Here is a 24,375-nt window from a genome sequence, read left to right as displayed (position 1 = left end):
AATCACCGCAGTACCGAACTGATCGGCACGATCGTTCCGTCGGGGATCCATTGCCCCGCGTAGTTCCGGTCGGCGATCATCCCGACGGCGTGCGGTTCGCCCGGGTACATCGGCATAGCGTTGACCTGCGCCGCCGCGAAGATCTGGACGTCGCCGTTGATCGACCGCCACTGGTCGCCCAGCCAGCTCCGGAACCCGCCGAGGGTGGGACTTTCGCCACCGAAGGCGTTGCCCGCGGCGACGGCGAAGCTGACGGCGACCTGCTCGCGCGGGTCGAACCTCAGCGGTATCGAGGAGCTCGCGACGGAGTTGACGATCGGCCCGTTCAGCAGCCAGGGCGCCAGGTACAGGCCGTACTGGTGGGTCGGCTTGAGCCGTTGGGACTCGGCCGCGCGGGTCATCGCCGTGTAGCCGCCCGCCCAGCCGGACACGACGAGCAGTGCGGTGTTCGGTCCCGCCTCGGTCTGCACCGGCAGCCCGGTCTTCGCGGCGGTCTCGCGGACCAGCTTCGCGGCGGCCACACTGCGCGGCGAAGTGTCCTCGACGAGGGTGAGCGCGGAAGGCTTACGTCCGGCGAGGAATTCGACGAGTTTGACCAGAGAACCGCTGTCCTCACTGGAAAGCGCGTCCGCGGGGCAGGACGTGAGGACTTCGCGGCGGTCGGCGATCAAGCCGCCCAAGGCGGCCGAAGCGCATTCGGGCGCGTCCGCGTCTTCGATGGCGAGGCCCGGCTCCTCCCCCGCGTCGACCTCGATCGTCGTCTTCTCCCCGCCCCGGCTGATGATGAGGTCGCTGCGGCCCTTCGGTAGGTCGACCTCGGCCCAGGTGCCTTCGGCGCCGGGGCGCACGATGGCCTTGCCGATCAGGCCACCTTCGATTCCGGCGGACAGGTCTTCTCCCGCGCTCGCGGGGAAATGGACGAGGTTCTTGCCTGGCCGCTGCGGGCTCACCAGTACGGGGAACCGCTGCTCGCCCAGGGCGGCGTCGGCGAGCAGCGCGACGCCGGGAGTCGGCAGCTTGGGCGGTTCGGGAATGGCGGCGAGGGCGCTCCAGGCCACGAAACCGACTGCCACGGCGGCCGCGCCGAACCGATAGGCACGCGTGGATTCCTTGTCCGAGAAGAAGAAACCCGCGAGGACGGTGGCGACAACCGGCAGCAGAGCGATCACCAGCAACGTCAGACCGAAGAGCGTGCCGTAGATCCGGCGGTCGAACCCCAGACCGGAGGAGAACAGCTGGACCGCCCCCGCCACGACGAGAAGTCCGCCCAGCGTCAGGGAAAGCGGCCCGAGCCGGAAGTTCGTCTGGCGCCATTGCCCGGCAGGCACCCAGATGGAGAGAACGGTGACGCCGAACCACAAGGCCGCGGCCGCGACGTAGACGGTGTCGATGGCGAATTCGACGCCTGTCCGTCCGAGCGACGTTTCGAGCACGACCAACGCGGCGAGCGCGAGCGAGGCCCAGCGGCCTGCCGACGGCCAGCGGATCAGCACGGGAATCGCCAGCGCCAGCACGAGATGCACGATCAGCGCGATGACGTTGACGTCGGTCGCGAAGGCGGAAATCGCGGCGAGCACGGCGGAAATCCCGCCGAGGGCGGCGATGGTGAGGCGAAGACGGCTGGGCAGTTCACCCACCAGCGGGCGCAGGATCCCTGTGCCCGCGAGGAAAGCGGTCGCCAGCAGAAGTCCGAGCCGGAGCAGGACGAGGGCGATGTCGGCTCCGGCCGAACCCGAGCTCGCCGGGATGACGTGGTGATCCATGGGGACCTTCTCCGAGCAGATCGGCGGAGCCGTGGGTGGCGGAGTGTGCCCGCCACCCACGACCTTCCGCGCCGAACAGGGTTACTTGAGATCCGCGTCCGCCACGACGAACAGTTCGGAGTGCGGCTTGGCGTTGCCGAAGGACCCGTGCGGCCAGGTCTTCCGGTTGAAGTTGATCCCGACCTGCCCGGTGAACTCGTCACGGAAGTTCTGGTCGACCGCGACCTTCCCGTCCTCGCCGAGGTTGAGCAGGTTCACCTTGTGGTCACCGTCCAAACCGGACCGTGCGACGAAGTAGTTCGACACCGCGAGGTGCTGCGGCTTGTCGGTTTCGTGGTAGTACCCGTCGTCACCGAGCACGAAGTTGTCGTACGCGCCCCAGTGCGGGCCGCCGCCGGAGGTACCCGGGTTGATCGGCGCCGCGCCGACGACGGTCGGCAGGTCGCCGCCACCGCCCTGCTGGGACTTCTCCTTCGTGTCGATCCGGCCCTTGATGTTCTCGACCTTGTCGCCGGCGGCGAGCAGCTTCTGGATGTCGAGGACGTACACGCCACCGGTGGTGCCGGGGTCGTCCGGGCCGAGCGCGCCCTTGGACCGGCCGGTGATCGCGCGGTAGAGGTACTTGTCGTCGGGACTGGTCTGGATCCAGCCGCCGTTCGACCCGCCACCATTGGAATCGTTGTTCGGGTGGATCGCTTTGTTCGCCGCGCCGTCGTCGAACACCTGGATCCAGTGCGGCTCCTTGGCGGTGATGTCCGGCGTGTAGAACACCGCGCCGCCCTGCATGGTCTGGGCGAACGCGCCCTTGTGCCCCGGCAGGTTGGTCACCGTGGTCTCCATGACCGCGCGGCTTTCCGCGTGCAGCGGGTCCGCGGGATCGGCCCTCGGGCCGTCCGGCAGGTACGAGACCGCCTTGAGCTTCGGCTTGTTGCGGTCGGAGATGTCCCACGTGCGGACGGTCGGCCGTCGCAGATACGGCGACGGCTGCTTCACCGGGTCGAGGATGATGTTCCGCGGCTCGGCGTAGTCGCTGGTGACCAGGGTGTTGAGGTCCTCGCGTGCCTGGATGCCGTGCGGGTTGGCGCAGGTCGGCTTGTCCAGCTGCGGGAGGTTGTCGCACAGCTTCTTGTTGTCGCCCTGCGGTGTGGCGGCCGGGGACTCGGAAAGCACCTGCGCGTTCTGGTCGAAGCGGACGACCTCACCGGGGCTGCCGGCGAAACCGTTGCCCACCACGGTGGAACCGTTGGCGTAGGTGTGCGGGCCGGGCACGACCGGCCCGCCCATGTACGTGCCGTAGGCGGTGCCGTCCTTGAGCACCCAGTACGCGTCCGGCACGGAACCGCCGAGGGTCTGGGTCGGGAGGCTGACGCCCTTGAGTTTCAGCTGCGGCAACGCGGAGACGTCGAAGGCGTACGTCGCGGCGGCGAACAGCGCGCCGGCGTAGATCGTGTCGCCCTTGTGCCACACGTACTGCATGTGGTGCGGCTCGTTCTCGACGAGCGGGCCGACTGTGGCGGTGTTGACGACCTTGCCGTAGGTCGGCGAACCCTGCGTCGCGTCGATCACGGCGAGGAAGTCCGGACCGGGCAACGCGTTCTTGATCTTGTTCAGGCCGCCGCCGAGCGAGCCCGGCAGGTTCTTGATGTCCTTGACCAGGGTGTCGGCGATGTTCTCGTCACCGGCCCAGACCAGCAGCCATTTCTTGCGCTTGCCGTCCGCGCTCCGGGACGCCGCGACGTCCTTGGACACCAGATGGTTCTGGACCCAGTACTCCTTGCCGTCGGCCGCCTTCTTCGCGTCCTTGACGACCTGGACGTCGGCGTAGGCACTCGTCGAGGAGCCGGTATAGGTCACCGTGCCCGCGGCGAGTGCCGCCGCCAAGGCGCCTATCACCACTTTTCGCCACTTGGGCGAGTTGGATAGCATTCTTTCTCCCTGTTTTCGCTACCGAAGCGCCAGACAATCGGCACACCTCTCCCCTATTCCGCGCAGGCGTCACCGCACGGACCGAAGGGGAAAGCAATCAACCGCCGGTTCGCACAGGGAACCGTTGCGGCACAGTGGAAAACGTCAGCGCACGGGAACCGGCGCATCCGTTTCGGATACGCGAATCAGCCTGCGTCGCGACAAACCCGGAATAGGTCAGGAATCCATACACAGCGCGCTTGCTTGCTGCCGCAAGTCAACGTGCCGGCGCCACACCAAGGCGACTGGGGATTGCATGGGCGAAATACTCGTGTGAACCCGCCGGAGTGTCAATCTCGTGATCAAAGAATGAGACATGCCACGGCCGGGTGATTTTCCCACGATGCGGATGGGCCATTGGGCCGAACGGGTGGCGGTTTTCCGAGCAGTGGGAATTAGACCACTTGGCGGCACTACGGCAGGTCACAACGGACCAGTAACCTTGCTCGCGACCCTCATCGCGGCGTTATGATTTCGTTACTCAATCCCGGGAACTCAGGTGCCGAGAAGCCTTCAGGGACGAAGTTGCCATCGGAGCTTTTCGCGCCGCTCCTCGCGCTACGCCCCGGCCCCGACCTGCGCCCGCCCGCTCCGGATCGCGTTTAGGGGGCGAAACGCAGGTCGGCGCCGGATCGCGATTAGGGGGCTAAACGCAGGTCGGAGGTGGGGCCGCAGAGGGCCTGGTGCTTGAGGGTCGCCAGGGCGTCGTCGATGGGGTGCGGGGTTCCTTCGGGGTCCGGCTTGCGCCACCGCACGAGGTTCATCGCGGCGGAGAACTGCCGTCCACCGTCGGCGCCGGCCCAGGCCATCGTCAATGCTCCCCAGACCGTGCCGTCGTGACCCCAGAAGACGCCGTGCCCCGGGATCTCGGTCTTGTACAGGCCGAGCCCGTAGTCGATCAGCCGCCCGTCCTGCGCGATGACCGGCACCAGACGCTGCATCTCCGCCAGCGAAGACGGACTGACGATCTCTCCGTCCAGCAGTTTGCGGTAGAAGCGGTTGAGATCGTCGACGGTCGAGACCAGTCCGGCGCCGGCCATCACCCAGGACATGTTGTAAACGCTGTAGTCGCGCGGCGGATCGATCACGCCGAACAGCGCTTCGTACATCCGCGAGTGCGGCTCCTCGATACGCGGACCGGCGGGAAAGCCGGTGTTCGCGAGACCCGCGGGTTCGATGATGGCGCGGGAGATGTGCTCCTCCATCGGGACACCGGTCAGGTGCTCCAGCAGTTCGCCCAGCAGCAGGTAGTTCGTGTTGGAGTAGACGCCGGGAGTGCTGCCCGGCTCGCCGGTGGCGGGCGCGCCGACACCGAGCGCGATCAGCTCGGCCGGACGGAACTCCTGGAACCGATTGTCGTCGAGGCTCTCGGGAGCGAGCTTCTGAAGCGACGGGAACGCGTAGGGGAGGTACTCGGCGAGGCCGCTGGTGTGGTTGAGCAGCATGCGGATCGTGATCTCCCGGCCGCGTTCGCCAGGGACCAACAGCGGCAGGAAGTCGCCGATCGGCGCGTCGAGGTCGAGCCGCCCCGCCTCGACCTGACGCAGAACCGCGGCGGAAACGAAGGTCTTGGTGATACTGCCGACGCGCTGCCGCATCCCGGTCCCGACGGGGCGCCCGGTTTCGAGGTCGGCGACCCCGGCGGCACCGCGCCAGATCCGCCCATCCGCCCGCACCTCGGCGAACACCCCCGGTACTCCCGCCCGGTGGACGTCGTCCAGGGCGGACCGCAGGTTCTTCGTGGCCGAGTTCTCTTCTGTCACAAGGGATTCCATATCGACCATCCTTTAGACCGGCGGCCCCGGGATCGCCCGCCATCCGTCGCGCATCCAGGCGGATACCGCGCCGATCGTCGGCCGGATCGCGATTAGGGGGCTAAACGCAGGTCGGGGCGGGCAAAGGGAAAGCCCCCGGGTTGGGAGGACCGGGGGCTTTCTCGGGGTGATGGCCGCTATTCGGCAGGCTGACGACGGCGGCGGGAGCCGAAGACCAGAACCGCTCCGAGGCCCAGCGCGGCGAGCGCGAGCGCGCCGAGCCAGATCACGTCGGCACCGGTGCTGGCCAGCCCCGAACCACCTTGACCGCCGCCACTGCCCTGCCCTGCGGGCGTGGTCGTCGGCGCCGGGGTTTCGGATTTGCCGCAGTCCACGGGCTGCGTGGGCACGGTGGGCGCGGACGCCTCGCCGGTCTCGGCCAAGATCCGGTGCGGGAAGGGCTTGTCCTCCGGCCCGACAACCTGGATCTGCATCGGGTTCTCACCCCGGATCCGCCAACCCTGCGGCGTCAGGAAGTACAGCTTGTACTCGGGCCCTGGCGCCACCTTGCGGAACTCGAAGCGACCGTCAGCGTCGGTCGTACGCTCGCCGATGACGGGGCATTTTCCATCGGAGACGAGCACGACTTTGATTCCGCTGACGCCCTTCGGCTCACCCTGACCGGCGATTTGAACCACGTCACCGACGACGGTGGCCAACCCGCCCGGAACCGCTGCCTGGTCATGGGCCAGAGCGTGACCGTCGACATCGACCTCGCGATAGCCGAAGTCACAGCTCACCGTGACCACGCCGCGGTTGAGCGCGGCGTCCGGCACCTTTTCGGACACGTCGATCCTGCGCGTCTCACCGGGCGCGATCGTCACACCTGCCCCGAAATAACCGAGATCTCCCCAGCTGTCTCGGCCCTTCAGGGCATAGTCGGCTCCATAGCGGTCGCAAGCCGCGACGATGCCCGTGAGCGGAATCGAGCCGGAGTTGGTCAGGGTCACGGAGACATGCGCGAGCTCGCCGGGTTTGTAGCTGTCCTGAGTGAAGGCCATCGATGCCTTCAACGCACCGTTCAGCGGTGGCGCCCCCCGGATGAGCAACTCCTTCGGTTCGGTTCCGATCTGCACGAACTCGAACGGGAAGTGCCAGCCCTTGAGTTCCGCGCCGCCGAGGCGGTACCTGGCGACCGGGACTTCGCCGAAGTCGATCTTCCCCGCGTCGTTGCTCGTGGCCTCGTATTTGACGGCCCCGGAGTACTCCAGGATCAGGGTGATGCCGGACAGCTGTTCGCCGTCGTCGGCGCGGCCGTTGCCGTTCTTGTCACCGAACACGAATCCCGTCGCGTGCCCGGTGACCTTGGCTACGGTGACGTCGCCGTAGAAGCCGCCGACGCCGAACCCGGTCACATCGAAGAGATTGCCGCGGACGACGGCCTTGTCCTTGTCGATGCCCTGGATATGCCCGGTGGCAGCCACCTCGACTGTCGCGCCTGGCGCGATATCCACGCCCTCTTTACCCCAGCCCAGATCGCCCCAACTCGACACCGACAGATCGGCCGGGTCGGTGATGGATTGTGACACCTTCACATCGACCGCTGGGATCTCGCTGATGTTCTTGATTTTCAAGGTGAATCGGACGTTCTCGTCGGTCCGATACTCCTGCTTTTCGAAGACAACGGACGCTTCGAGCTTCGTCCGCTCTGCCTGCGGCTTCGGCGCCGCCGGAGGCACGCTTTCCGCAGCCGACGAACTAGGCGGCGCGCTGGAACTCGCCGGTGCTTCGGATGTCGCCGGCGCACTCGACGGCGGTGAAGAAGGTGCCGGATCCGCTCCGGCGGGCGCGGCGAATACGCCGGTCAATGCCGCTGCCGCGGCGAAGGTCGCGAGATAGATCGCCCCAGTACGTGAGCGGGATCTACCACTTGGCGATTTGTTCACGCAGAGTCACCCCTGATTACCAGATGGAAATGCGCATAGCCCCCGAATCGCGTAGAACCGGATCACCTTAACCGGATTCGTCAGAGGTCTGTACTCATTTCGGGTACTCCGGAAACGGGAAGGGCCCCCGCCGGATCGGCGAGGGCCCTTCTCGTGGATTTTCGCTTCGGTCAGCGGAAGTCGCGGCCGAAGTCGTAGTCGTCCAGCGGCACCGCGGCGCCCGGCGTGGAGCCGAACACGTCCGGGGTGTAGTAGCCGTCGTCGTAGGACGGGATCGCGTAAGCGGCGACCCGCGCCTCCTCGGTCGGCTGCACCTGGATGTTGCGATACTTGTTGATCCCGGTACCGGCCGGGATCAGCTTACCGATGATCACGTTCTCCTTGAGGCCCACGAGCTTGTCCGAGCGGCCGTTGATGGCCGCGTCGGTCAGGACACGCGTGGTCTCCTGGAACGAGGCCGCCGACAGCCACGAGTCCGTGGTCAGCGAGGCCTTCGTGATCCCCATCAGCACCGGGCGACCCGAGGCCGGCTCGCCGCCTTCGGCGACCGACGCGCGGTTCTTCGCCTCGAACTTGGTCCGCTCGGGCAGCTCGCCCGGCAGGAAGTCCGTGGCACCGGAGTCGATGATCGTCACGCGGCGCAGCATCTGCCGCACGATGACCTCGATGTGCTTGTCGTGGATCGACACACCCTGCGCCCGGTACACCTTCTGGACCTCGTCCACCAGGTGCATCTGCGCCTCGCGCGGCCCCATGACCCGCAGGACCTCGTGCGGGTCCGGCGTGCCTTCGAGCAGCTGCTGGCCGACCGCGACACGGTCACCGTCGCCCAGCGGGCCGTTCGGGGTGTTCGCGAGCCGCTGACGCTTGGACAGCTTGTCGAAGACGATCTCTTCGCTGCCGTCGTCCGGGATCAGCGTGATCTTCCAGAACCGCTCGCTCTCCTCGATGCGCACGCGGCCATCGACGTCGGCGATCGGCGCCTTGCCCTTCGGGACCCGGGCTTCGAACAGCTCCTGGACACGGGGCAGACCGGTCGTGATGTCGTCACCGGCGACACCACCCTGGTGGAACGTACGCATCGTCAGCTGCGTACCCGGCTCACCGATCGACTGGGCCGCGACGATACCCACGGCCTCGCCGACGTCGACGAGCTGACCGGTCGCCATGGACCGGCCGTAGCAGGTGGCGCAGATACCGACGGCCGACTCGCAGGTCAGCACCGAACGCACCTTGACCTTGGAGATCCCGCTCGAGATGAGCTTGTCGATCGCCGGGTCACCGATGTCGTCACCGGCGTTGAGCACGACGTTGCCCTTGGCGTCGACCGCGTCGGTCGCCAGGTTCCGCGCGTACACGCTGGTCTCGACGTGCTGGTCGCGCAGGACCTTGCCGTCGCCGATGTCCTCGCCGATCGGCATGTTGATACCGCGGGTGGTGCCACAGTCGATCTCGCGGACGATGACGTCCTGCGACACGTCCACCAGACGACGGGTCAGGTAACCCGAGTCGGCGGTACGGAGCGCCGTGTCCGCCAGGCCCTTACGGGCACCGTGCGTCGCGATGAAGTACTCCGCCACCGACAGGCCTTCACGGAAGTTGGCCTTGATCGGACGCGGGATGTACTCACCCTTCGGGTTCGACACCAGACCACGCATACCGGCCAGCGACCGGACCTGCGTCATGTTGCCCGCCGCGCCCGACTTCACGATCATCGCGATCGGGTTGTCGTCCGGCAGCGCCGTCTCCATGATCTTGTGGACCTCTTCGGTGGCCTGCGTCCACACCTTGACGAGCTCGTTGTTGCGCTCGGCGTGCGACAGCTGACCACGCTGGTACCGCTTCTCGACCTGGTCGGCCTTGCCTTCGTACTCGTCCAGAATGGCCTTCTTGCCAGCCGGGACGAGCACGTCGGAGATCGCGACCGTGACACCCGAACGGGTCGCCCAGTAGAAACCGGCGTCCTTCAGGCGGTCCAGGGTCTGCGCGACCTGGGTCATCGAGTAGCGCTCGGCGAGGTCGTTCACGATCGCGGCCTGACGCTTCTTCGGCATCGGCTCGTTGATGAACGGGTAGTCCGCCGGCAGCAGCTCGTTGAACAGCACGCGGCCCAGGGTGGTCTCGGCCAGCCACGCCTTGCCCGGCTCCCAGCCGTTCTCCGCGAGCCTCGCCTCGTCGGCCTTGGCGGGCTGACGGTCGGTGACGCGGATCTTGATCGGGGCGTGCAGGCTCAGCGCCTTGCGGTCGTACGCCATGATCGCCTCGGCGGGCGACGAGTAAGCGTTGCCCGCACCCTCGGCGTTCTCGTTCAACCGGGTCAGGTGGAACAGACCGGTCACCATGTCCAGACGCGGCATGGCGAGCGGGCGGCCCGACGCCGGCGAAAGGATGTTGTTCGCCGACAGCATCAGGATGCGGGCCTCGGCCTGCGCCTCCGCGGAAAGCGGGAGGTGCACGGCCATCTGGTCACCGTCGAAGTCCGCGTTGAACGCTTCACAGACCAGCGGGTGCAGCTGGATGGCCTTGCCTTCGACCAGCTGCGGCTCGAAGGCCTGGATACCGAGGCGGTGCAGGGTCGGCGCACGGTTCAGCATCACCGGGTGGCCGGTGATGACCTCTTCGAGCACGTCCCACACCTGCGGCCGCGACCGCTCCACCATCCGCTTGGCGGACTTGATGTTCTGCGCGTGGTTCAGGTCGACCAGCCGCTTCATGACGAACGGCTTGAACAGCTCGAGCGCCATGTCCTTCGGCAGACCGCACTGGTGCAGCTTCAGCTGCGGACCGACGATGATGACCGAACGGCCCGAGTAGTCGACACGCTTGCCGAGCAGGTTCTGACGGAACCGGCCCTGCTTGCCCTTGAGCAGGTCGGACAGCGACTTCAGCGGGCGGTTACCGGGACCGGTGACCGGGCGGCCGCGGCGGCCGTTGTCGAACAGCGCGTCGACGGCCTCCTGCAGCATCCGCTTCTCGTTGTTCACGATGATCTCGGGCGCGCCGAGGTCGATCAGCCGCTTCAACCGGTTGTTCCGGTTGATGACCCGGCGGTAGAGGTCGTTCAGGTCGGAGGTGGCGAAGCGGCCACCGTCGAGCTGGACCATCGGGCGCAGGTCCGGCGGGATCACCGGGACGGCGTCGAGCACCATGCCGCGCGGGTCGTTGCCGGTGGCCTGGAAGGCCGCGACGACCTTGAGCCGCTTCAGCGCGCGGAGCTTCTTCTGCCCCTTGCCGTTGCGGATGGTGTCGCGCAGGCTCTCGGCCTCCGCGGCGACGTCGAACTCGGTGGCCAGCTTCTGGATGGCCTCCGCGCCCATGCCGCCGGTGAAGTACTCGCCGTAGCGGTCGACGAGCTCGCGGTAGAGCAGCTCGTCGGCGATCAGCTGACGGGTGTCGAGCTTGGTGAAGGTCGTCCAGACCTCCTCGAGACGGTCCAGCTCGCGACCGGCGCGGTCACGCAGCTGACGCATCTCGCGCTCGCCGCCTTCCTTGACCTTGCGGCGGACGTCGGACTTCGCGCCCTCCGCCTCCAGCTCGGCCAGGTCGGCTTCCAGCTTCTGCGCCCGTGCCTCGATGTCCGCGTCGCGCTTGGTCTCGAGGTTCTTGCGCTCGACGCCGATCTCGTTCTCCAGCGTCGGCAGGTCGTTGTGCCGCAGCTCGGTGTTCACACCGGTGATCACGTAGGCCGCGAAGTAGATGATCTTCTCGAGGTCCTTCGGCGCCAGGTCGAGCAGGTAGCCCAGGCGGGAAGGAACACCCTTGAAGTACCAGATGTGGGTGACGGGAGCGGCCAGCTCGATGTGGCCCATCCGCTCACGGCGCACCTTGGCGCGGGTGACCTCGACGCCACAGCGCTCGCAGATGATGCCCTTGAAGCGGACCCGCTTGTACTTACCGCAGTAGCACTCCCAGTCCCGGGTCGGGCCGAAGATCTTCTCGCAGAAGAGGCCGTCCTTCTCGGGCTTGAGCGTCCGGTAGTTGATGGTCTCCGGCTTCTTCACCTCGCCGAAGGACCACTGACGGATGTCGTCGGCGGTGGCGAGGCCGATGCGGAGCTCATCGAAGAAGTTGACGTCCAGCACGTCTTTACATCCCCTTGGGGTTGATGCGACTAGAGGAGTTGGCGAGCGGAGGCGGGAGCCCACGGGAGGCAGGCTCCCGCCTCATCGCGGGTCAGTGCACGACGTCGTCCACCGAGGGCGACTCGTTGCGGGACAGGTTGATGCCGAGGTTGGCCGCGGCACGCTCGAGGTCCTCGTCGTCGGAGTCGCGCATCTCGATCGCGGCGCCGTCGCTGGACAGCACCTCGACGTTGAGGCAGAGCGACTGGAGCTCCTTCAGGAGCACCTTGAACGACTCGGGGATACCCGGCTCGGGGATGTTCTCCCCCTTGACGATGGCCTCGTACACCTTGACGCGGCCGACCACGTCGTCCGACTTGATCGTCAGGAGCTCCTGCAGGGTGTATGCGGCGCCGTACGCCTGCATCGCCCAGCACTCCATCTCGCCGAACCGCTGGCCACCGAACTGCGCCTTACCACCCAGCGGCTGCTGCGTGATCATCGAGTACGGGCCGGTGGACCGGGCGTGGATCTTGTCGTCGACCAGGTGGTGCAGCTTCAGGATGTACATGTAGCCGACCGAGACCGGGTACGGGTACGGCTCGCCGGAGCGGCCGTCGAGCAGCGTGGCCTTGCCGTTCTGCTTGACCATGCGCTCGCCGTCGCGGTTCGGCTTGGTCGCGCCGAGCAGCCCGGTGAGCTCCTCTTCCTTGGCGCCGTCGAACACCGGGGTCGCGGTGTTCGTGCCGGGGTCGACGTCGTAGAGCTCCTCGTTGAGGTTCTTCGCCCACTCCGGGTTGCCCTCGATCTTCCACCCCTGCGACGCCAGCCAGCCCAGGTGAAGCTCCAGGACCTGGCCGATGTTCATACGACGCGGGACACCGTGGGTGTTCAGGATGATGTCGACGGGCGTGCCGTCCTCCATGAACGGCATGTCCTCGGCGGGGAGGATCTTGCCGATGACACCCTTGTTCCCGTGGCGGCCGGCGAGCTTGTCGCCCGGCTGGATCTTCCGCTTCTGGGCCACGTAGACGCGGACCAGTTCGTTGACGCCCGGGGGCAGCTCGTCGTCGTCCTCACGCGAGAACACGCGGATGCCGATGACCTTGCCGGTCTCGCCGTGCGGCACCTTCAGCGAGGTGTCGCGGACCTCGCGGGCCTTCTCACCGAAGATCGCGCGGAGCAGGCGCTCTTCCGGGGTCAGCTCGGTCTCGCCCTTGGGCGTGACCTTGCCGACCAGGATGTCGCCGTCGCGGACCTCGGCACCGATGCGGATGATGCCGCGCTCGTCGAGGTCGGCGAGGACCTCCTCGGAGACGTTCGGGATGTCCCGGGTGATCTCCTCGGCGCCCAGCTTGGTGTCGCGGGCGTCGATCTCGTGCTCCTCGATGTGGATCGACGTGAGCACGTCGTCCTGCACCAGGCGCTCGGAGAGGATGATCGCGTCCTCGTAGTTGTGGCCCTCCCACGGCATGACCGCGACGAGCAGGTTCTTGCCGAGCGCCATCTCACCGTTCTCGGTGGACGGGCCGTCGGCGATGACCTGACCCTGCTCGACCCGGTCGCCCTCGTTGACGATCGGGCGGTGGTTGAAGCAGGTGCCGTGGTTCGAGCGACGGAACTTGTACAGTCCGTAGCTCTTCCGCGTGCCGTCGTCGTGCATGATCGTGATCAGGTCGGCCGAGAGCTCCTCGACCACACCGGCCTGCTCGGCGACGAGCACGTCACCGGCGTCCACCGCGGCACGCAGCTCCACGCCGGTACCGACCAGCGGGGCCGAGTTGCGCAGCAGCGGAACGGCCTGACGCTGCATGTTCGCGCCCATGAGCGCGCGGTTCGCGTCGTCGTGCTCGAGGAACGGGATCATCGCGGTCGCGACCGAGACCATCTGCCGCGGCGAGACGTCCATGTAGTCCACGTCCAGCGGGTCGATCAGCTCGACCTCGCCGCCCTTCTTACGGACCAGGACGCGGTCTTCGACGAAGGTGCCGTCGTCGTGGATCGGCGCGTTCGCCTGCGCCTTCACGTAACGGTCTTCCTCGTCCGCGGTGAGGTAGTCGACCTGGTCGGTGACGCGGCCCTCGACGACCTTGCGGTACGGGGTCTCGATGAAACCGAACGGGTTGACCCGCGCGTACGAGCAGAGCGAACCGATCAGGCCGATGTTCGGGCCTTCCGGCGTCTCGATCGGGCACATGCGGCCGTAGTGCGACGGGTGGACGTCACGGACCTCCATGCCGGCGCGCTCACGCGACAGACCACCCGGGCCGAGGGCGGACAGACGACGCTTGTGCGTCAGCCCCGACAGCGGGTTGTTCTGGTCCATGAACTGCGACAGCTGCGACGTGCCGAAGAACTCCTTGATCGCCGCCACGACGGGGCGGATGTTGATCAGGGTCTGCGGCGTGATCGCCTCGACGTCCTGGGTGGTCATCCGCTCGCGGACGACGCGCTCCATCCGGGACAGACCCACGCGGATCTGGTTCTGGATGAGCTCGCCGACGGTGCGGAGACGACGGTTGCCGAAGTGGTCGATGTCGTCGGTCTCGACCGGGATGACCTGGTCGCCGACGGTCGCCTTGTCCTCGCCCGCGTGCAGGCGGACCAGGTACTCGATCGTCGAGACGATGTCCTCTTCGGTGAGCGTCCCGGTGTCGTACGGCGTGGTCAGGCCGAGCTTCTTGTTCAGCTTGTACCGGCCGACCTTGGCCAGGTCGTAGCGCTTCGGCTTGAAGAACAGGTTCTCCAGCAGCGTCTGCGCGCTCTCCTTGGTGGGCGGTTCGCCCGGGCGCAGCTTGCGGTAGATGTCGAGCAGCGCCTCGTCGGTGCCGGCGGTGTGGTCCTTCTCGAGGGTGGCGAGCAGCGTCTCGGAGAAGGAGAAACGCTCGCGGATCGCCTCGGTGGTCCAGCCGAGCGCCTTCAGCAGCACGGTGACCGGCTGGCGGCGCTTGCGGTCGATGCGGACGCCGACGGTGTCGCGCTTGTCGACGTCGAACTCGAGCCAGGCACCCCGGCTCGGGATGACGCGGACGTTGAAGACGTCCTTGTCGGTGGTCTTGTCGACGCTGGTGTCGAAGTACACACCCGGCGAACGGACCAGCTGGGACACGACGACACGCTCGGTGCCGTTGATGACGAAGGTGCCCTTGTCGGTCATCACCGGGAAGTCGCCCATGAAGACCGTCTGGCTCTTGATCTCGCCGGTGTTGTTGTTCACGAACTCGGCGGTCACGAACAGCGGGGCCGCGTACGTCATGTCCTTGTCCTTGCACTCCTCGACGGAGGCCTTGACCTCGTCGAAGCGCGGGTCGGAGAAGGACAGCGACATGGATCCGGAGAAGTCTTCGATCGGCGAGATCTCGTTGAGGACCTCTTCCAGGCCGCCGACCGGGTTTTCTTCACCTTCTTCGACGCGGCGTTCGAACCACGCCTCGTCGCCGGTGAACCATTCAAAGGACCTGATCTGCACGTCGAGCAGGTTCGGGGTGCTGAGCGGCTCGCGAATCTTTGCGAAGGAGACCCGCTTGGGGGCTCCCGGGATTCCCGTGGACTCCGAGCGAGATACAGCCGAGGTGGTCGCAGCAGTGGCCTGGTTCGCGGGAGAGACTGCCAAGATGCGTCCTTCCGGGGACAATGAGCGGTGAGCAGCCGCGTCAGCAACAGCTGATGCGAACTGTCAAGGGTGCCGTGTGCCCACTATCCTAACTACCGGCTCCGGGCAGCCTGAAAGAGGGCGGCGCAAAGAAGCAGTCTAGCCCGAACGTCGCGGTCTGTCCAGGGGGCGCTCCCGATGGGGCCCAGCCTGCTTCGCAACGTCTTCAGGTATGCCTCTCCTCGGCCTCCCCGGGCCGTCCCTCCCGCAAGGGCACCGCCGGTTCTCACCGTTGCCAGTAAGCGTGACCCCACAGGGGCTCTGAGTCAAGATGCCGCGCGGTGGTCCCGCCGGTTGGCGCAGCGTGGAAGTAGCTCCGCGCCGGGCGCTTCACAGGACGATCATCCTGGTTACCGCCCGGTACCCGCAGGTGGCGGCCCCGGCGCGCCGACCTGCGTTTAGCGGGCTAAACGCGATCCGGCCGTCGGGGCTTCCCGGACGGTCACCGGGTCGGGCCAGGCGCTCGGCGGGGCGCCCAGGGCGGACCCGGGCCGTGTGACCGTTGTGACCGGTGGGCCGTCTGGTGCGGCGCACAGGCGACGCGGCGCACCTGCGTTTCGCGGGCTAATCGCGACGCGCACCGGGCGGGCGCTGCCAGACTGGGCGGCGTGAGCGAAACGTGGGAGCAGGACGCCAGTGCCGAGATGCCCCCGGTCTCCATGCGGCCGGAAGCCGAGTTGCGGCAGGCCGCGGAGCGGAGCCCCCTTCTCGGCGAGGTCCGCGGATACGTCGCCGGGTCAGCCGGCGACGACCCGCTGATTGCCCGGTGGGCGGAGGTGGCCGGGCTGGTCCGCGTCGTCGACGGCAGGCATGTGCCCGTCGAGGAGAACGCGACGCTCGTCGACGACGCCCTCCGGCTCTGGGAGCGGCTGTATTCGACGATCGGCGAGGCCGAGCCTCTGCCCTTCGGACTGGTCGCGACGATCACACTCACGCTCTACCGGTCGGGTCCGGTCGCCATGCCGGTCGAGCTCCTTCTCGAAGCCATCGAGCTCGCGCAGGCGCCGGGCGAATCGACGCGGTACGCGACGAGCGTCGCGCTGGATCTGCTGGAACGGCTCGGCGCGATCGAGAAGGGCACCGCGGACCCGGCCGGGCTCGCGCTGATCGCCGAGATCGCCGGAAAACCCGATCCCTCCCCGCACGTACTCAGCCTCACCCCGATCGCCGTCTGGGCGATCAACAGGGCGCTCCGCGAGGCCGGAATGGACGCACCGGTCATCGGTGAGGCGGCGGAGCAGAGTCTCGGCGAGCTGAGCACACGCCTCGCCGCGTCCGGGCCGGGGGTCATCGACGCGGAGCTGAAGGCCTGGGTCCGGCATCGGTCCCCCTCCGACGCGGCGGCCGAGGCGAGCGCGTTCCTCCGCACGGCGCGGCTCCCCGTAGAACGGCTGTTCGCCTTGATCGCGCTCGGAGAGACCGGTGAGATCGGTCTGGAGACCGCTGCGGGGGTCCGGGCCGAAGGCGGTCTGGTCGGCGCGGCCGCCGCGATGTGGCTGTCCGAACGTGGCGCGGTCGACCGGGAAACGATCACCCGCGACGAGGTCGTCCTCGGGATGGCCGACCATTACGCGGCGATGCACGCGCTCGGCGCGTTCGTCCATCAACTCGCCGACATGGACGACCGCTTCGACATCGTGGACCTGCTGACGTCCTCCGGCCATCCGGACCGGCTCCAACTCCTGAACGTCGTCGGCACGGACCACCCGGACCCGAAGATGGCCAAGAAGGCACGCACGGCGAGCTACAAGCTCCGGTCGAGTGGTGGCGCCTGAGCCCCCTGGTCCACGCGCCGACGCGTGACGTTTAGCCCGCGAAACGCAGGTCAGCGGGGTCGGGCGGCCGGAAAGCCGTGAAGGCCTCCTTGAGGGACTCTGGGTCCCTTAAGGAGGCCTTCACGGAACGACGGGGCGTCGCGGAGGCGGATCGCGTTTAGCCGGCTAAACGCGATCCGGGTGGGTCACTTCGAGGGGGCCGGGGAGGCCGGGGGTGAAGCGGGGGCCGACGAAGCGGTGGGGTTCGGCGGAGCGGCGTAGGTGTTCATCGCCGTGATCTTCCACTTGTCGCCCTGCAGCTCCGCGTTCAAATGCAGCTGCGCGCTCCCCGCGGTGGTCTTGTTCGTGTCGGCCCGCGTCGAGCTCTGGTCGACGAACACCATCACATCGGCCCGGTCGCCTTCCAGCCGGATGACGGCGCTGCGGGTGACCTTGCAGGTCACGACCATCTTCTGCTGCGGGGCCAGCCGCTTGACCTCGCCCATCAGCAGGTTGTACTTCGCCCGCACGTCGTCGTTGACCAGTAGATCGGCCGCCGCCGTCTCGGTCTTCGCGATGTTGTTGTAGTCGTACGAGAACAGCGCCTCGGTCGCCTTCGCGACCTGGTCCTTGACCTGCGCGGTCTTCGCGACGTCCAGCAGCGCCGTGTTGTTCGTCGAGCTCGACACGTCGTCGGCCTGGATCTTGAAGAGCACCGCGGTCGCGGCCAGCAGCAACCCGACGACGACCAGCGCGCCCGCCAGGATCAGCTGCTTCGAGCCCGGCTTCTTCTCGTCCTTCGAGGATTCGTCGACCTCGGCTTCGGCCTCTTCGAGGTCGTCCGGCTTCTCCTCGGCGACCGCGCGGGCCTTCGCACGCGGGGTCGGCTTCGCGACGACCTCTTCTTCGGGAGCTTCAGGCTCTTCAGCGACCTCGGTGTCCTCAGCGGCCTCGACGGACTCAGCGGACTCGACCTCAGGCTCCGGCTCAGGCGTGGGCTCCGGCTCAGGAACCGGAGCCGGCCGCGGCGACGGGCGGCGGACCGGCGCCGGCTTCGCCACCGGCGTCTCCTCGACCTCGACCTCCGAGGCAGGCACCTCCGAAACAGGCGCGTCCGAAACCGGAGAAACAGGAGCGGAAGCAGGAGACGCACCGGGCCGTCGCAGGCCGGCCACCCGGGGGCGGCGCACCGGCGGAGTGCTGCGAGGGGGCTGGCGACGGGAGGGGGGCACTACGTGGCTCCATTCTAGGTGACGCTCTTACTGACCGGCCGCGACGAGGGGCACGTTGTCGATGCCGGACAGCTTCCACTCATCGCCGACCCGGGTCATCGAGACCTCCAGGCGCAACGCCTTCGAGCTCGCCTTGTCGCCCTGGGTGACCTGGGTGGAGATGGCGGCGAGGAAGCTCGCCTTGCCCTCGTGGTCGTCGAGTTCCTCGACCGCGATGTCCTGGATCGTGGTCACGACCTTGGTCTTCGCGTCGCCGAGCGCCTTGCGGTAGGTCGGCTCCAGCTGGGCCAGCTGCTGGCTCATCTTCTCGTCGGAGACGGCCTTCTGCTTGTTGAAGAACTCGTCGAGGTTCTCGAAGTCGACCTCGGTGTACGCCTTGATCGCGGTGCCGCCCGCCTTGACCACGTCGTCCCGCGAGCGCGCCAGGTCGGCGTTGTCGTCCGACGCGGCCACGGCCCACATGACACCGAAGATCGCCGCGGCGAGGAAGGCGGCCAGCGCGAACGCCGCCGCCCCCAGTACCAGGGTCCGCGATCGAGAAGAACTCATGACACTCCAGGGTAGGTATACGGTCTCGGGCTCAGCCGGGCAGGCCCAGCAGCGTGCCGAGGGTGGGCAGGCTGACCCCGGGGCTCTGCAGGACGCTCGGCATGCCCTGCGCCGCGCGCAGGCTGGCCAGCTCCTCGGCCGAACGGCCCGCGTTCGCCGCGACGTCGCCTTCCGACGGGATCTGCGGAACCCCGTTGTACGGCACGTTCTGCGAACCGCGCACGTTGATCGGGCTGCCCTTCGGCTCGGCGCAGTACGCGTCGTCCTTCGGCGCGCGAGGCGTCGTGTCGGTGCCTTCGCGGTACTTGTCGAGGCCGATGTAGCCCTTGGTGCACGAGGGCGGGTTGAACAGGTTGAGCGCGAGGCCCAGGTGCGCGGTGCCGTCGTTGGCGACGCTGTTCGCGCCCGCGGCCAGCATCGGGTACGTCACCAGACCCTGTTCGAGCCCGTCGAGCCGGGTCACCAGCAGGTTCGACGTCGTGAGCAGGTTCGCCGTCAGCGCGCCCAGCCCCGGTCCGGATTCGGCGAGCACCTCGCTGATCTGGTTCGCCACCTGCGGGGTGATCCCGATCAGCTTCCGGATGTCGGCGTCGGAGTTCTTCAGCGTGCCCGAGAGCTTGTTGAGGTCCGCGCTGAACGACTTCATGGAGCTCGACATCTCGTTCTGCGTTTCGAGGACCTGCCCGCCCTTTTCCAGCAGCTGGATCGTCTGCGGCAGGTACTCCTGCGCGGTCGTGGTGAAGCTCCGCGCGGTGTCGAGCAGCCGCTGCAGGTCCGGGCCGGTGCCGTTGAAGGCGTTGTACGACTCGTCGACGACCTTGCGCAGCGAGTCGGTCGGCACCGAGGCCGCGAGGCTGTCGAGGTCGCCGATGAGCTGCTCGGTCGGCACAGGCGTCTTGACCTTGTCGGCCGGAATGACCGAACCCGCGTTCAGGAACGGTCCCTTGTCGCTCTTGGGCTTCAGGTCGACGAACTGCTCGCCGACCGCCGACCGGTTCGCGACGACGGCGTCGAGATCGGCGGGCACCTGCGGGGCGTCCGGCGAGATGTTGAGATCGGCTTCCAGCCCGGTCTTGGTCAGGCGCAGCTCGCCGACCCGGCCGATGTTGAAACCGCGGTACGTGACCTCGGCGTTGGTGAAGATGCCGCCGGATTGCTTGAGCTGCAGCTTCACCGTGTAGCCCTCGTCGCCGAAGACCTGGCCGAGCCCGGCGAACCGGATCAGCGCGTACACGATGGCGACCACGGAGATGATCGCGAACGCGACCAGCTGGATCTTCGTCCTACGGACCAGCATCAGCCGGCACCTCCCGAAAGCACGCCGAAGATACCGGCGGGTCCGGTCTGTTGCGGCTGCCCGCCACCCTGCGGCGCGCTCGCCTGGCCACCGGCGACACCGCCGACGCTGTCCGGGATCGGCAGCGGCGGATTCGCCCCCGGTCCCTCCGTCCCGCCGGTGAGACCCGGCACCGGGACGACGTCCTGGAGCGGGTTCTGACGGCTGCGGCCGAGGTTCTTGAGGATCTCGTTCAGGTTCAGGTCGATCTTCGCGAAGAGGTTGAAGTAGTCGCCCTTGACGCCGTCATAGGCGGCGTCGCTGAACGGGAAGGTCAACAGGATCTCCAGCGCCTTCGGCAGATCCGCGCCCGCTTCGCCGAGCTTCTGCAGCGTCGGCTGCAGTGCCTTGAGGTCGGCGACGAGGTCTTCCTTGCTCTTGTTCACCGTGTCGACAGCGACACCGGAGAGGTGGTTGAGCGCGTTCAGCATGGTCACCAGCTGACCGCGCTGCTGCTCCAGCACACCGAGCCCGGGGCCGAGGTTGTCGACCGCGCCGACCAGCTTGTCCTTCTGGCCGTTCAGCGTGAGCGAGAGCCGGTTCAGCCCGTCGAGCGCCCGCGTGATGTTCGCGGACTGCTTGTCGAGGTTCGTGACCAGCTCGTTGGTGTTGTTCAGCAGCGCCTTGAGCTCCGGCGAGCGGCCGGTGGTGGCGTTGTTGAGCTCCTTGGTGATGGTGTTGAGCTGTTCCACCCCACCACCGTTGAGCAGCAGCGAAAGCGCGCCGAGCAGTTCCTCGACCTCGACGCTGCGGTTCGTGCGGGCCAGCGGGATCACCGCGTTGTCGGCGAGCTTGCCCTGTCCGTCGGCGGGTGCGGCCAGCTCGACGTACTTCTCGCCGAGGAGACTCGACTGCTTGACGTTGGCGAGCGCGTTCGCCGGCAGTTTCACGTCGCCGTTGACCCGGAGGGTGACTTCGGCGTTCCAGCCGTCCTGGGTCAGGCCGATCGCTTCGACCCGGCCGATGGCGACCTCGTTGACCTTCACCCCGGCCTGCGGGGTCAGGTCGAGGACGTCCCGGAACTGCACTTTGACGGTGTACGGGTGGTCGCCGAGTTCGGCGCCGCCCGGCAGCGGGACGTCGTAGATCCCGCTGAACGCGCAGCCGCTCAACGTCAGCGCCGCGACGGTCCCGACGGCAGCGAAAGCAAGTTTCCTGTTCATCACTTGGCCGCCGTTCCGTAGAGCTGACCCGCGATCGGGAGCGGCAGCGGCGGCAGCTGGCCCGCCTGCGACGACTGGATCACCTGGGCGATGGACGGCAACGGCACCAGCCCGTCGACCAGCCCGGCGACACCCTTGCACGCGTCGCCCAGCGCGTCGAGCGCGTCCGGGGTCTGCTTGAGCAGGTTGCACACCATCACCAGCGGCGGCTGGGTGAGCTCGTTGAGGTTGGCCCGCGCGTCGAGCGTGCCCGACGAGGCGTTGTAGGTGTTGACCAGGTTCCCGAGGCCGACCGGGGCGACGTCGAGGATCTCGGCGAGCGCGCCGCGCTGGTCCACGAGCACCTTGGTCACACTGGCCAGCTTGTCCACATTGGACTTGAGCCGGTCGCGGTTCTTCTCGATGAACGCCTGCACCGCGGTGAGCGTGTCGGACAGCTGCTTCACCGTCGCCGAGAGGTTCTCCCGCTCCCCTGCGAGGAATCCGCTGACGTCGGCGAGCTGTCGTTCGAAGTCGCGGACCTGCTTGTCGCTGTTCACCAGCGTCTTCGAGAAGGAGCCGAGGTTCTCGACGGTCTTGAACAGGTCGTCCTTGTTACCCGACAACGTGCCCGCGGCCTGGCCGAGCTTCGTGATCGTGTCGTGCAGCGCCTGCCCGTTGCCGTCGAAGTTCTTCGCGGCGGTGTCGAGCAGGTTCGACAGCGAACCGTTCTTGTTGGCGCCGTTGGGCCCGAGCGACTTGCTGACCCGGGACAGGCTGGCGGCGAGCTCGTCGACCTCCAGCGGCACCTCGGTGCGGTCGAGGCCGATGACGGCGCCGTCGGCGATCCGCGGGCCGCCCTTGTACGCGGGGGCGAGTTGCACGTAGCGGTCGCTGACCAGCGACGGCGACACGATGATCGCCTTCGCGTCCGCGGGCACCGCCACCGAACGGTCGTATTCGAGGTCGACGCGGACCTGGTTGCCCATCGGCTGGATCCTGGTGACCGTGCCCATGTCCACGCCGAGCATGCGGACACTGTTGCCTTCGTAGAGGCCGACGGTGCCCGCGAAGTACGCGGTCACGTGGTTGCGGCCCGCGTCCTTGAGCGTCCACCACAGCGCGCCGGCGACGACCAGCGCGAGCACGATCGCGATGGTGAAGCCGCGCGCGAGGCTGGAACCGAGACGGGTACTCATTTCTCGTAGCACCCCTTGTCGTTGATCGGCCCGAACGACGGCAGGACCAGTCCGCAGATGTAGTTGTCGAACCAGCGGCCGTTGCCGATCGTGTTCGTGAACACCCGGATGAACGGCGCGAACCGCGCGATGCCCTGGCCCAGGGCGTCCTGGTTGCGCTGCAGCATCGAGGTCAGCTGGTCGAGCTGGGCGAGCACCGGGTCGAGCTGCGCGTCGTTGTCGTCGACCAGGCCCTTGAGCTGGGTCGCGAGGTTGCGCGAGCCGTCCAGCAGCGCGGAGATCGCCTCCTTGCGCTTGGCCACCTCGCCGAGCAGTTTGTTGCCGTCGGCCAGCAGCTTCTGGAACTCGGCGTCCCGGTCGACGAGCGTCTGCGACACCTGCCGCGTGTTCGCGAGCAGGCTCGACAGCTGCGAGTCGCGTTTGGCGATGGTGTCCGAGAGGCGGGAAAGGCCGGTCAGGGCGCCCTTCACGTCGGCCGGGGTGTCGGCGAAGGTCTCCGTGATGACGTCGAAGCTCTTCGCCAGCTGCGTCGTGTCGATGTCGTCGACGGTCTGCGAAAGGCCGCGGAAGGCGTCGAGGACGTCGAACGGCGACATCGTGCGCTCACGCGGGATGGTCGCGCTCGGGTCGAGCGTGCGCTGCCCCTGCGGGTCGAGCGCCAGGTACTTCTGGCCGAGGACGGTCTTGATCTTGATCGCCGCGCTGGTCTTGTCGCCCAGCCAGGCGTCCTTGACCTTGAACGAGATCCGGACCTTGTCGCCGTCGAGCTTGATCTCGGAGATCTTCCCGACCTTCACGCCGGCGACCCGGACGTCGTTGTCCTCCTGCAGGCCCGAAGCCTCGCTGAAGTCCGCGGTGTAGGTCGTCCCGCCACCGATGACCGGCAGGTCCTCGGAGTTCAGCGCGGCGATGAAACCGAGCAGCAGCACCGAGACGCCGACGAGCGCGATCGGGATCGGATTGCGTTTCCGGAACGACTTCATGCCGTGCACCTCGCCCGGTTCACCGGCAGCAGCGGCAGGTTGATCGGCTCGTTGATCAGCGGAGGCAGGGCGACGGCTCCCGTCATCTCACAGGCGAAGAAGTTGAACCAGGAGCCATAGTCGGCGGTGCGGGTCAGCGCCGTCACCTTCTGCGGCAGGAACTGGATGAAGTGCTCGACGATCGGCTGGCTGTCGTTGAGGTTCTTCGACAGCGTGCCGAGCGCGGCGATGTCCTGCTTGAGCGGCTCGCGGGCTTCACCGAGCAGACCGGAGGTCGTCTTGGCGAGGGTGCCGAGCGAGTCGATGGCGTCGCCGATCGGCTCGCGGTCCGCGGCCAGCCCGGAGACCAGCTGCTGCAGCTTGACGATCAGGTCGTTCAGCTGCGGCGTGTGCGCGTTGACCGTGTCTAGCACCGAGTTCAGGTTGTCGATGACCTGGCCGATCACCTTGTCCTTGTCGGAGATCGTGGTGGCCAGCGACGCGGTGTGCTTCAACAGGCTCTCGACGGTGCCGCCCTCGCCCTGCAGGACCTGGATGACCTCGTAGGACAGCTTGTTGATGTCGTCCGGGTTGAGCGCGGTGAAGAGCGGCTTGAACCCGTTGAACAGCTGCGTCAGGTCGAGCGCGGGCGTGGTCCGCTCCAGCGGGATGTTCCCGCCCGGCTCCAGGGTCTTGCCGGAGGAGTCGGTGCCCTGCCCGAGCGAGACGTAACGCTGGCCGACCAGGTTCCGGAACTTGATCTGCGCGGTGACCCCGGCGGGCAGTTTGCGTCCGGCGTCCACTTCGAACTCGACCTCGGCCTGGCGGCGGTCGACGATGCGGACGTCCTTGACCTGCCCGACCCGGACGCCGGCGATGCGGACGTCGTCGTTGGGCAGCAACAGAGTGGCATCGCTGAACCGCGCCTTGTAGGCGTTGGTGCTGGTGGTGTTCACGTTGGCGATGCTGATCCCGAGGATGGTCGTGAACAGCACGGTGACCACGATGAAGGCGCAGAGCTTGATCAGCGGAGCGAGCAATCCCCTCATGCCTTCCCCCC

14 protein-coding genes are annotated in these 24,375 nt (G+C 67.4%); 1 reads left to right on the top strand and 13 read right to left on the bottom strand.

What is annotated here, in order from left to right:
* Positions 1-2: 2 nt before the first annotated feature.
* From DMC64_RS04170 to DMC64_RS04145, 6 genes are all read right to left on the bottom strand, one after another.
* Positions 3-1,763 (bottom strand): hypothetical protein, encoded by a 1,761-nt coding sequence (locus DMC64_RS04170; RefSeq protein ID WP_125732153.1) that lies wholly within the window; start codon positions 1,761-1,763, stop codon positions 3-5.
* 81 nt (positions 1,764-1,844) lie between these two features.
* A complete protein-coding gene (locus DMC64_RS04165) occupies positions 1,845-3,689 on the bottom strand; it encodes a selenium-binding family protein (protein WP_233629560.1) in 1,845 nt (614 codons plus the stop codon).
* A gap of 677 nt (positions 3,690-4,366) precedes the next feature.
* Complete coding sequence (locus DMC64_RS04160) at positions 4,367-5,491, bottom strand: serine hydrolase (protein ID WP_233629559.1); 1,125 nt, start codon at positions 5,489-5,491, stop codon at positions 4,367-4,369.
* A gap of 188 nt (positions 5,492-5,679) precedes the next feature.
* A complete protein-coding gene (locus tag DMC64_RS04155) occupies positions 5,680-7,428 on the bottom strand; it encodes an SdrD B-like domain-containing protein (protein WP_233629558.1) in 1,749 nt (582 codons plus the stop codon).
* 170 nt (positions 7,429-7,598) lie between these two features.
* Complete coding sequence (locus DMC64_RS04150; RefSeq protein WP_125732149.1) at positions 7,599-11,510, bottom strand: DNA-directed RNA polymerase subunit beta'; 3,912 nt, start codon at positions 11,508-11,510, stop codon at positions 7,599-7,601.
* 91 nt (positions 11,511-11,601) lie between these two features.
* On the bottom strand, positions 11,602-15,102 hold the full coding sequence (locus tag DMC64_RS04145; protein WP_037332717.1) for a DNA-directed RNA polymerase subunit beta: 3,501 nt from the start codon (positions 15,100-15,102) through the stop codon (positions 11,602-11,604).
* A gap of 647 nt (positions 15,103-15,749) precedes the next feature.
* Here DMC64_RS04145 and DMC64_RS04140 point away from each other — a divergent pair.
* Entirely contained in the window at positions 15,750-16,916 is a 1,167-nt protein-coding gene (locus DMC64_RS04140) for a hypothetical protein (protein WP_233629557.1), read from the top strand.
* A 185-nt stretch (positions 16,917-17,101) separates the two neighbouring features.
* Here the strand turns inward: DMC64_RS04140 and DMC64_RS04135 are convergent, their stop codons facing one another.
* The 7 genes from DMC64_RS04135 to DMC64_RS04105 all read right to left on the bottom strand — a co-directional run bounded on the left by DMC64_RS04135 (position 17,102) and on the right by DMC64_RS04105 (position 24,364).
* Positions 17,102-17,992, bottom strand: a complete 891-nt coding sequence (locus DMC64_RS04135; RefSeq protein WP_125732147.1) for a hypothetical protein — start codon at positions 17,990-17,992, stop codon at positions 17,102-17,104.
* 162 nt (positions 17,993-18,154) lie between these two features.
* On the bottom strand, positions 18,155-18,676 hold the full coding sequence (locus DMC64_RS04130) for a hypothetical protein (protein WP_037332725.1): 522 nt from the start codon (positions 18,674-18,676) through the stop codon (positions 18,155-18,157).
* Positions 18,677-18,707: 31 nt separating this feature from the next.
* Entirely contained in the window at positions 18,708-19,973 is a 1,266-nt protein-coding gene (locus DMC64_RS04125; RefSeq protein ID WP_037332727.1) for an MCE family protein, read from the bottom strand.
* A complete protein-coding gene (locus DMC64_RS04120; RefSeq protein WP_125732145.1) occupies positions 19,973-21,175 on the bottom strand; it encodes an MCE family protein in 1,203 nt (400 codons plus the stop codon). Before DMC64_RS04120 ends, DMC64_RS04125 begins: the two co-directional genes overlap by 1 nt.
* Positions 21,175-22,353, bottom strand: coding sequence for an MCE family protein (locus tag DMC64_RS04115; RefSeq protein WP_125732143.1), 1,179 nt, complete (start codon positions 22,351-22,353; stop codon positions 21,175-21,177). Before DMC64_RS04115 ends, DMC64_RS04120 begins: the two co-directional genes overlap by 1 nt.
* Positions 22,350-23,336, bottom strand: a complete 987-nt coding sequence (locus tag DMC64_RS04110; RefSeq protein WP_037332735.1) for an MCE family protein — start codon at positions 23,334-23,336, stop codon at positions 22,350-22,352. Before DMC64_RS04110 ends, DMC64_RS04115 begins: the two co-directional genes overlap by 4 nt.
* Positions 23,333-24,364 carry an MCE family protein gene (locus tag DMC64_RS04105; protein WP_125732141.1) on the bottom strand — a complete coding sequence of 344 codons (1,032 nt, stop codon included), beginning with the start codon at positions 24,362-24,364 and terminating at the stop codon, positions 23,333-23,335. The genes DMC64_RS04110 and DMC64_RS04105 overlap by 4 nt, the downstream gene beginning before the upstream one ends.
* Positions 24,365-24,375: the final 11 nt, after the last annotated feature.

This window comes from Amycolatopsis sp. WAC 04197 (assembly GCF_003947475.1).
GTDB lineage: Bacteria > Actinomycetota > Actinomycetes > Mycobacteriales > Pseudonocardiaceae > Amycolatopsis > Amycolatopsis japonica.
Note: the sequence above shows the minus strand (reverse complement) of the source record. Positions and strands in the feature narration are given on the sequence as shown.